Annotated in this window: 8 protein-coding genes; 5 read left to right on the top strand and 3 right to left on the bottom strand. The window is 55.5% G+C overall.

Annotated elements, in window-relative coordinates; genetic code table 11:
• The 3 genes from GXX95_09090 to crtI all read right to left on the bottom strand — a co-directional run.
• Positions 1 to 675, bottom strand: a 675-nt coding sequence (locus tag GXX95_09090; GenBank protein NLT38296.1) for a prenyltransferase, incomplete at its 3' end; no start/stop codon positions are given.
• Complete coding sequence (locus GXX95_09085) at positions 665 to 1,543, bottom strand: phytoene/squalene synthase family protein (protein NLT38295.1); 879 nt, start codon at positions 1,541 to 1,543, stop codon at positions 665 to 667. The genes GXX95_09090 and GXX95_09085, both read right to left, overlap by 11 nt.
• 1 nt (position 1,544) lies before the next feature.
• A complete protein-coding gene (crtI, locus tag GXX95_09080) occupies positions 1,545 to 3,026 on the bottom strand; it encodes a phytoene desaturase (protein ID NLT38294.1) in 1,482 nt (493 codons plus the stop codon).
• Between the two features lie 627 nt (positions 3,027 to 3,653).
• Here crtI and cysK point away from each other — a divergent pair.
• The 5 genes from cysK to GXX95_09055 all read left to right on the top strand — a co-directional run bounded on the left by cysK (position 3,654) and on the right by GXX95_09055 (position 10,032).
• Positions 3,654 to 4,580 carry a cysteine synthase A gene (cysK, locus tag GXX95_09075; GenBank protein NLT38293.1) on the top strand — a complete coding sequence of 309 codons (927 nt, stop codon included), beginning with the start codon at positions 3,654 to 3,656 and terminating at the stop codon, positions 4,578 to 4,580.
• A 219-nt stretch (positions 4,581 to 4,799) separates the two neighbouring features.
• The gene (locus tag GXX95_09070) at positions 4,800 to 5,948 is read left to right on the top strand and encodes a TIGR00341 family protein (protein ID NLT38292.1); all 1,149 of its coding nucleotides are present in this window, start codon (positions 4,800 to 4,802) and stop codon (positions 5,946 to 5,948) included.
• A gap of 400 nt (positions 5,949 to 6,348) precedes the next feature.
• On the top strand, positions 6,349 to 7,698 hold the full coding sequence (gene glnA / locus GXX95_09065; GenBank protein NLT38291.1) for a type I glutamate--ammonia ligase: 1,350 nt from the start codon (positions 6,349 to 6,351) through the stop codon (positions 7,696 to 7,698).
• A gap of 280 nt (positions 7,699 to 7,978) precedes the next feature.
• On the top strand, positions 7,979 to 8,446 hold the full coding sequence (locus GXX95_09060; protein NLT38290.1) for a CBS domain-containing protein: 468 nt from the start codon (positions 7,979 to 7,981) through the stop codon (positions 8,444 to 8,446).
• 293 nt (positions 8,447 to 8,739) lie between these two features.
• The gene (locus GXX95_09055; GenBank protein ID NLT38289.1) at positions 8,740 to 10,032 is read left to right on the top strand and encodes a sodium-dependent transporter; all 1,293 of its coding nucleotides are present in this window, start codon (positions 8,740 to 8,742) and stop codon (positions 10,030 to 10,032) included.
• The last annotated feature ends 225 nt before the right edge of the window (positions 10,033 to 10,257 follow it).

The raw sequence follows: 10,257 nt of genomic DNA, 5'->3' as shown, positions 1-10,257 counted from the left end.
TAGAGCGGAAAAGATCGTCCAGAATGCCGCGACCAGCATCAGGGAGCGCCTCTCCCCCAGGACCACGGCGGTGGTCCTGATGCCGGCCTCCTTGTCACATTCTATGTCCGGCACTGCCGAGAACAGGTGCATGGCCGCGATATGGAAGTACCCGGCCAGGACCAGCAGCAGCGGGGGCAGCTGTCCTCCCGCCAGGTAGTACGCGAAGATCCCTGGCATTATGTAAAGCATATTGGAACTGAAGTCCAGGACGGGGACGGCCTTGAACCTCAGGGGCTTGGCGCTGTAGAAGTAGGACAGGGAGAGGAATATGAGGAACAGGATGCGCTCGACGTTGTCCTGGAACACCATGAGGACGGCGCTCACACCTACTGTTGCCCACAGGATCCATATGAGCCTCCTCTTATCCCGAGCGGTGACCCGCAGCTCCATCTCGTCCTTCTTCCTGTTCAGCCTGTCAGTGTCCTCGTCCCAGTAGTCGTTCACACCGTAGATGAAGATGTTGGCCGGGAGGAAGAAGTACAGTAGGTACACGTAGTAGTCCAGAGCGAAGAACGCCTCCAGCGTCGGGGCCCCCAGGGCATATCCCACCACGAACGGTCCCCCTGTGTATATCCAGAACCGGAACCGGGATAGTTTCAATATGTACCTCAGGAAAGAGGTCTCACTCGTCATAATCTCCCTTGATGCGGCCCCGGGCCGGACACTGGCGGTAGGCCAGGGGCCAGAGACGGTTCCTCGAGTAACCGATCATTATCCTGCCCAGCGAGGGCTTTACCTTCTTGTGGAACACCCTCATCGGCCGGGAGTAGATCTTGGTGGCGGTGAACTTGTACATGTCGGCGGCGGTCTTGATGGCCACCAGGTCCCTCCGGGGGATCTCCGCGTACCCTCTCTCGGCGATCCGTTGCCATTCCATGTACCTCCTTATCTGAGCCCTCACGAACTGCTTGAACATCTCTGGATGCATCCTCACCGTGGATTCCTTCAGGTCGGGCAGGCCATATCTGAGAAGCTCCTCCTGGGGGAAGTACGAACGGCCGAGCCTGATGTCCTCCTGGATGTCGCGTATGAAGTTGATGTACTGCATCGCTCTCCCCAGGTGCTGAGCGTAGGGATAGGAGGACTCCGGTAGATCCATGATGCGGGCCATCATCAGCCCGACCACCTCCGCGGAGCCGTACAGGTAGACCTGCAGGTCGTCCATGGTCTGGTAGGATCGCGTACCCAGGTCCATCTCCATGGAGTGCAGGAAGGCCTCCACCCACTCCCGCTGGAACCCCTTGCGTCGATACAGCTCGACGAAGGAGGAGATGACGATATCATCGACCTCCTCGCCCTCCAGGGCCGCGTGGAACCTCTCCTTGAGGCGATAGAACTCCTCGACCCTCTGGGGTATTGAGTCCACGAGGTCGTCCGCTACCCGGACGAAAGCGTAGAGCTTGAACACGTCCTCCTTGACCTCCCGACGGAAGAAGATGGTGGAGTTGTAGTAGGTCTTGCTTCCCTCCTTGAAAATGGAGCGGAGCCTCTCGTCGACCATCTTACTCCTCCTTCGTACCCTTGGCTATCTGGTCCCTCACTATCTGTGATGAGATGAGCACCATGGGGACGCCGATGCCTGGATGGCAGTAGTGACCTGTATAGTAAAGGTTTTCCACCTTCTTGCTGCGGTGGACAGGACGGAACAGCGCGGTCTGGCCAAGAGTGTGGCTGAGGCCCAGGGCGGTACCCTCGTAGGCATTGTAGCGCTCCTTGAAGTCGCTGAGGGCGAAGATGCGCTTGACCTCGATATCAGACCGTATGTCGGTGCCTAGCTTCCGCTCAAGATCATCCATGATCTTGTCGTAGAACGCCTCCCGGAGCTCTGGCGTGTCCTTGAGCCCCGGGGACAGGGGGATCAGCACGAAGAGAGTGTCGCCACCTTCGGGCGCGGCCGTGGGATCGGTGCGCGAGGGGACGTTGACGTAGTAAGAAGGCGTTTCCGGCCAGATGTGATTGTTACGATCGAAGATGCTATCGAAGCCGTTGCCCCAGTCATCATCTAGAAACAGATTGTGATGGACCAGCTGCTCCACCTTCCTGTTGACCCCCAGATAGGCCACCATCGCCGATGGGGCCAGCACCCTCTTCTCCCAGTATCTCTCACTATAGCTGCGGTGCTTGGGGTCGACCAGCTCGAGCTCGGAGTGAGCGTAGTCGGCGTTCATGACCACGATGTCCGCCGGGTACGCGCCCTGTGGTGTCACCACCCCTTTCACCCTCCGGCCTTCGAACTCTAGCTTCGTCACCGGCTCGTTGTATCTGAACTCCACGCCCATATCCTCACACATCTTGACCATCTGGGCCGCGATCTCCCTCATTCCTCCTCGAGGATACCAGACCCCGAGGTTGAAGTCGATGTGGGACATGATGTGGTAGAACGATGGGGTGTTCTTGGGCGAACCTCCGAGGAAACCGACCGAGTACTCCACGATCTTCTTCGCCTCATCGCTCTCGAAATGCTTGTTGACGAAGGAGTCCAGGTTCTCGAAGAGGTGCAGCTTCCGTCCCTGCGCCAGGAGTCGTCGGTCCAGGAAATCCGTGAGCTTGTTGTAGTCCCGATAGAGCAGCTCCTTTATCGCGACGTCATACTTTTCCCTCGATTCGTCCAGGTATTTCCGCAGCTTGTTGCCCCCGCCCTTCTCCAGGGTGTCGAAGAGCGCATAGTTGGCCTCCAGGTCCGAGGATATGTCGACCTGCTTCTGGTCCCCGAAGAATATTCTGTAGGATGGGTCCAGGCGCACAAGGTCGAACAGCTCCGATGGTCTCTTCCCGAACTCTTGGAAGTAACGCTCGAAGACATCCGGCATAAGGTACCAGGACGGGCCCATATCGAATGTGTAGCCATTCTCCGAGTAAACGCTCGCTCGGCCTCCCGGTTGCTCGTTCTTCTCGAACACCCTGACCTTGTGACCATCCTTGGCCAGGAGCGCTGCCTGCGCGAGTCCTCCGAACCCGCTTCCGACCACTATCACGTCCTTCATGAAACTATAACCCCCAGTTGTTAAATGAAGAAATTATCCATTCCAAGCGATCCATAGGACGCTTTTGCATCTGACCCGTTCTCTCACGTCCCCTCGCGGGCCAATGGGAAAAATAGCGAGAATCCTCCTCTCGAACGGGATCTTCACCGCTCCTATGCGTCCGATCCTGAGGATTTTCGAACAAAACATTTTACAAATCTAGGACCTGTTATATTAGAATGGTCCCTAACAGGTTGGTCCTGAAGAAAGGTGATGTGGGGTCGATGCTCCAATAGCGGTATGCCCGGGCACCACCCTGCTGTCCAGGGCTGGTCCCGGTATAGGACAATTAATAAATTAACAATTGTTATGCTTATAACAAGGGGTGTATTGGATGCGGTCGCCGGAAATGGAATTGAGAGCCTTGAGGAAGGGGCGAGGAGAGGCGGTTCGAGGAAATCGGTCGAGACGAGCGTGGCGCACGGTCCAGAGAAGGACCTTTCCGTGGGGGCCGCCGGATAGATCGTTTCTGCCTTGGGCTGCATCCAAAGATTATGTGATCGATCCGATGATCGATGGGAGGCCACCGTGGAGGACGCGGAGAACTTATCTCGTAGAAGCTGACAGATGGCATGAGGGAGTGAAATCATGAGGTATAGTAACATACTGGAGACCGTTGGGAGAACACCCCTGGTGCGGCTTAACCGGCTCCCATCGGCGGACTGCGCTGAGGTGTACGTCAAGCTGGAGTCCTTCAACCCCATGGGGTCGGTGAAGGACCGCGCCGCCCTGGTCATGATCGAGCAGGCGGAGAGGGACGGCAGGCTACGTCCAGGTACGGACATCGTGGTCGTGGAGCCCACGTCGGGGAACACCGGCATCGGCCTGGCCATGGTGTGCGCGGTCAAGGACTACAGGCTGGTCCTGACGATGCCAGAGAACATGTCCATGGAGCGCAGGAAGCTGCTGAGAGCTATGGGTGCGGAGCTCGTTCTCACCCCCAGGACAGGCGGCATGAGGGCGGCTATAGAGGCAGCCAGGAGCATTGCGGCGGAGAGGCCGAACGCCTTCATGCCCCAGCAGTTCGAAAATCCGGCGAATCCCCAAGCCCATTACGATACCACAGGGCTGGAGGTACTCCAGGACCTACCGGACCTGGACGCGTTCGTCGCCGGGGTCGGCACTGGCGGTACGATCACGGGCGTGGGCAGGAGGCTCAGGGATATGGGCAGCAGGGCGCTCATCATCGCCGTGGAGCCAGCCGCTTCCCCGGTGCTGTCCGACGGCAGGCCTGGCCCCCATACGATCCAGGGCATCGGGGCCGGCTTCGTGCCCTCGGTGCTCGATGCCAAGCATCTCGACCGCATCGTCCAGGTGCGGGACGAGGACGCCAAGGCCACCGCCCGCGAGCTGGCGAGGAAAGAGGGTATCTTCGTTGGAGTCTCCTCCGGGGCCGCGGTGTTCGCCGCGCTGGAGGTGGCCAAAGAGCTCGGGAAGGGGAAGAAGGTGGTGACAATGGCTCCGGACTTCGGGGAGAGGTACCTCAGCACCGACCTCTTCCCTGATGAGGAGTGAGGAGTTCGTGGCTAGTTGTACCTAGGTATGGGATCGCCTCAGGTTGTTGATGGCACATTCACAGCTTCCATCGGTGAAAGTGCTAGAGCCGCATAAGGAGGCAGAAAGGGTGGCCTGTAGTAAGGGTGTATGAGGGAGTGAGCTGGGTCCTTAGAACTAGGATATGGTCCTTGGGTAAGGCAACCATTATTCTTGGAGTTGTCAATATAGATAACGTCCATGGCGCTCCGGCTAGTAGAGATCATCGTACCGACCTCCCTGACGAAGAGGGTGGAGGAGCTTATCCAGGAAGAAGAGGTGGAGGAACAGCCAAGGATCCCTCTGGGAGAGGACCTGGTGATGGTTCGTATCATCCTCGATGCCGAGGAGACAGAGGCAGTTACCATGCGTTTCAATGAGGTCTTCTCCACCTTCAAAGGGTTCAGAATAAACATATTGCAGCTGGGAGCGACCATACCGGAATATAAGCCAAAAGAGGAGAAGGAGAAGGAGGAGAAAGAAAAAGCAGAGGCGATGAAGAAGTCGAAGGAATCTGCAACCTCTAACGCAAATGCTATTGAGGCTACAGATGCAAGCATAACCACTGGAGAGGAAGGGAAGGCCGTCCCTGAAAAGAAGCAGAGAACAGCAAACGATAAACAAAAGAAGAAAAGGCGAATAAGCAGGGATGAGCTGTACTCAGACCTCAGTGATTCCGTTAAGGTCAACGTGAACTATGTTGTACTGGTCGTCCTCTCCGTGATCGTGGCCGCGGTAGGGTTGGTCGAGAACAATATCGCGGTCATCATCGGAGCCATGGTCATCGCTCCCCTGCTCACCCCCAATGTCGCCTTGTCCTTATCCACCACGCTTGCCAACCAGAACCTCGCCCGGAAGGCCCTGATCACGCTGGTTTCCGGCCTCTTGCTTGCCCTGGCGCTGTCCTTTGTTTTCGGATTGTTCCTACACGTTGATCCAGCCATCAATGAGATCGCGCTCAGGACCAAGGTGGGCATGGGGGACATCATTATCGGATTTGCGGCTGGAGCAGCGGCAGCCTTGTTCTTCGCCATAGGCGCGGGAACGGCCCTGGTAGGTGTGACCGTGGCTGCAGCGCTGTTGCCCCCATTGGTGGTAACTGGGCTGCTCTTAGGAGAGGGTGAGTTCTATTACGCCTCTCAGTCCTTGCTCCTCCTGATAAGCAACCTCATAGGCATCAACCTGGCCGGTACCATCGTGTTCATATCCCTCGGTGTGTGGCCTAGCGAGTGGCGGGATGAGGTGAAGGCAAAACGCTCAGCCCTCACGGCCGTAGGCATCTGGATCATCCTATTCTTCATCCTGATGCTCATCTTGCTTGCTGGTGAACACATCCTCAAGTTAGTGTAATCCCTTCTTCGCATAGGCTAAGTCCAGGATCGCACTGGGGTTCAGCGATACTGTGGCCCAATACCTCCAACATGCCTTTGTTCAACATGTACGTTCAATGCCTCTCAACTCCTTTGAACCAGGCAGTGGACAACCTTGTATGAAGTGCATTTGAATATGGCGAGGCCCTAGTCACGCCGGGATCATTGCTGACCGCGCTAGATGCCACCTTGAGCCAGAGAAAGGACCGGGGTCACCTGTCCTCGAATACCTTCTTACAAAAAAAGGGTACTCTGATATCATCGCCTCTGGAAAGATCATGTAACCAGGTGCGATGAAGGTCGATGGAACGCTTTCCCAGCTCATCATTTTTATCTCTTGTGGAAAAATTACTTCACTTATTATCCCTTATTTGTCGATAATGATATCTTTGGAGATCGAATCGACCAAGGAGACCGTTCTTGAACATGTTAAGAAGGAGGGTGTGAAGTTCGTAGAGATGCAGTTCTCAGACATCATGGGGACCGTTAAGAGCATCTCCATCCCTTCAGAGAGCTTGGAAGAGGCGATGGACGAAGGGGTGTCCATCGATGGTTCCTCCATCCTTGGTTACTCGACCGTGGATGAATCTGAGTTCATGGGAATTCCAGTCCTGGACTCTCTCCAGATATATCCTTGGACCTGCGGGACCGACCAGAAGACTGCTCGTCTTGTATGCAAAATATTTCACCATGATGGGAATCGCTTCCAAGGGGATCCGCGCCTGGTCCTGGAACGCGCCACGGAGAAGGCGAAGAAGATGGGTTTCATCTGCAACGTAGGTCCTGAGATGGAGTTCTTCCTGCTGAATCAGGAGGAGATCCTCAACGGCATCCCTCGGGCCTATGATAAGGGGAGGTACTTCGACCTCATGCCATTGGACCAGGGAGAGAAGGTGAGGAAGGAGATCGTGACCCACTTCAACAGAATGGGCTTTCACATCAAGGCATCGCATCATGAGGTTGCTCCTGGCCAGCAAGAGGTCATACTTAGGCATGGGGACGCTCTCTCATTGGCGGATCGTGTCATGACCATGAAGTTCGGCATCAGGACCATAGCCAAGCTCAATGGCCTTCATGCGACGTTCATGCCCAAACCTTTCCAGGACGACAATGGGAACGCGATGCATGTGCATCAGTCCCTGGCCCATCTAAATGGAGAGAACGCTTTTGATGATCCAGATGGGAAATTTGGTCTCAGCGACATAGCCTTGAATTACCTCGGTGGATTACTGGCTCACGCCAAAGAGACCTGCGCCGTCCTAACCTCCCACATCAATTCATACAGGCGACTGATGCCTGGCTACGAGGCGCCTTGCTACATCGTCTGGGCGAACCGGAACCGAAGCGCCCTGATAAGGGTTCCGTACCTGAGAGGCAAGGGAACACGGTTGGAACATCGAAATCCCGACCCCGCTGGAAATCCCTACCTCCAATTCGCTGTAATGCTCTCCGCTGGACTCGATGGTATCAGTAAGGGCATCCATCCGCCGCAGCCGGTCGAGAAGGACGTCTATTCTATGAGCTCAGAGGAGAGAACTGCGCTGGGGGTCAATAACCTGCCTGAGAATCTAGGCGATGCCTTAGATCAGATCGAAGATAGCGAGTTCATGAAAGAGACGCTGGGCGATCACATCTTCCAACAGTACTCGTCGATCAAGAAGATGGAGTGGCATGAATTTAAACGCCAGGTGACCCCGTGGGAACTAGAGAGATACATAATGTCCGTTTGAAGCTCCGTGCCCTGATCGAACTGTGAATGGGCATGCTCTTCGAGTCCGTCTTAGGTCTGCCGCCGACCGTGAGCGGAGATGAAATGGGCAGAGTTCCGCTAGTGCGATAGGGCCAGTACATGCTCATGCCATGGGGGCAAGACGAGATGGCCACGAGGGGTTGGTTTTGTGGCCCTCCCAGGGACTGCTGCCTATGATGAAACGAGTTTGAACCGCTCCATTAGCGACTTTGATAGATGATAGAAGGAGTCATAAATGGCTTAATCTAATGAAGGAGCACATGGTCGAGGTCGAGAAGAGCTTTCAGGATACATTGGTCGGAGATGTCTACGAAATCATTGTCCAAGAGCCAGTGGTGATAAGGCAGGGGACGAGGATAAAGGACGCCATCGAGGAGATGCTCCGTAATCCAGCGTCACACGTCGTCTACGTTGTGGACGACGATATGAAGCTTATTGGTGCAATCACTACGGCGGCCCTGCTGGAATTGATCGGGTATAAGGTGGGGGTCAAGGGTGCGAGCGCCCTGTCCTTCTACCGCTTCATGCGCGACACGCTTGGGGACGAGATCAAGGATGTGGTCCAGAAAATGACCGTAGTCAGAAGGGAGACCAAGATCACCGATGCCCTGAATTTGATGATCAAGAACAGGTGGGACGCCCTGCCCGTGGTGGATGATAAAGACAGGTTGGTGGGTGAGCTGGTCAGCTTGGAGCTTTTCCATAAGGGCAAGGACCTCTTCAAGTGAGGGATGAAAGTCCCTTGACATCAACCAGACCATCTGCCGGGGGAGCAGGGAATCCAACACCCATGATTGTCCTCATTCTCCTCCGATCCGTGCGACCTGATCCTGAAGGGTGAGATCGATCCATATCGACGACGTTCAGCTTGAGTAAGAAAGGATACGATGTCGAAAATGAGTAGGTGGGGTCCGGGCAGCAGGGAAGAAAAAGTCAATGGCATGGGCCAGTAATGTGGTTCATAACATCTTTTAAATATTTTTAGAACCCAAAGACAAGGTTTGCTCTCAGGAGGCTTTGCTTGACGGAGAAGTGGTCGTCCGGTCTCACCTTTATCCTCGCCGCCATCGGCTCCGCCGTGGGCATAGGGAACATCTGGCGGTTCTCTTCTGTCCTGGGTCAGAACGGTGGCGGTGCATACCTTGTCCCCTATCTGATCGCTGTCTTCCTGTTCGCCGTCCCGCTGATGATGTTAGAGCTGGCTGTGGGGAGGCGTCTGAAAAAGGATGTAGTCTCCTCCTTCTCCTTTGTCAGGTCGAAGTTCAAACCCCTGGGATGGATCATCTCCATAGTCCTGTTCCTCCTGATGAGCTACTACCTGGTCATCACCGGTTGGACCCTGGCCTACGTCCTATTCTCCATTTCCGGGACCGAACCCCAGTTCTCCGAGTTCATATCGTCATATCTGCCAATCTTATTCTTCATCATAGCAGCGGTCCTCTCCGGCCTGGTGGTATCACTTGGCGTCAAGGGGGGGATCGAGAAGATAGTCACAGCGGTCATCCCATTGTCCTTCATCATCCTCATCACGCTGGCCATATACGCGACCACCCTGGACGGGTTCAATGCAGGTGTGGACTTCCTCTTCACCCCTGACCTCTCCGTCCTGTCACGGGCCGACCTATGGAGCGCTGCCTTTGGCCAGGCGTTCTTCTCCCTATCGGTGGGTTACGGGATCCTGATCACCTACGGCGGCTATCTGGAGCGTAACGTGAGCATACCTCGGTCATCCATGATAATCACCTTCGCGGACCTATCGGTCGCCATACTCGCCGGGCTAGTCATCTTCCCCATCGCCTTCACCGTGGGGCTGGAACCATCGCTGGGGGCGGAGCTTGCCTTCGTCACTCTTCCCATCGCCTTCGACAGCATCCCGTCCGGGAACATACTGGCCATAGCGTTCTTTACTCTCCTGTTCTTTGCAGCCCTTACCTCTGCCATATCCATGCTGGAGGTCAATGTGACAGTGGTCATGGAAAAGCTGAGGATATCCCGCAAACGGACCGCTGCCTACCTCACCCTAGGGGCCATCGCGGTGGGGATGTTCTCTGCCCTGAGCTACAGCCAGGCCGAGCTGATGGTCGGTGGGATGAGGATTTTGGACCTGATGGACGAGACTGTGGGAAGCTATGGGCTCCCCTTGGCGGGCGTCCTCATTTCCTTGGTCTTCTCCTGGTACCTTGACAGGAAGGAGATCACCGCAGAGATCGGTGAGCGATGGGGGAGCATCATCATCATGCTGACCCGATACGTCGTTCCCGTGGTCCTGATAGCCGTCACCCTGCTGAGCCTGGTTCAGATCGCCTCCGGCTGAGCTGTTAGGGTCACAATATGGCCCTGGTGAAAAAAATCCTGCTTCAGGAGGCTGGCGAGATGGTCTTTGGCTTGCCACACAGCATGAATAGTTATTCTTCCGCTGTGGGTCTCGTAAATCTGTTATGAGTATCTACTGAAGAAGAGGGTCGATTCACTGGTGATTGCATCAATGAGCCCACATATCCCATGGAGCAAAGCCTAACAGTAATGAAGTATTATCACA

This window comes from Methanomassiliicoccus sp., from assembly GCA_012719175.1.
In the GTDB taxonomy this organism is placed as follows: Archaea; Thermoplasmatota; Thermoplasmata; order Methanomassiliicoccales; family Methanomassiliicoccaceae; genus UBA6.
The sequence above is the reverse complement of the archived record's forward strand: the minus strand, read 5'-3'. Positions and strand labels throughout refer to the sequence as shown.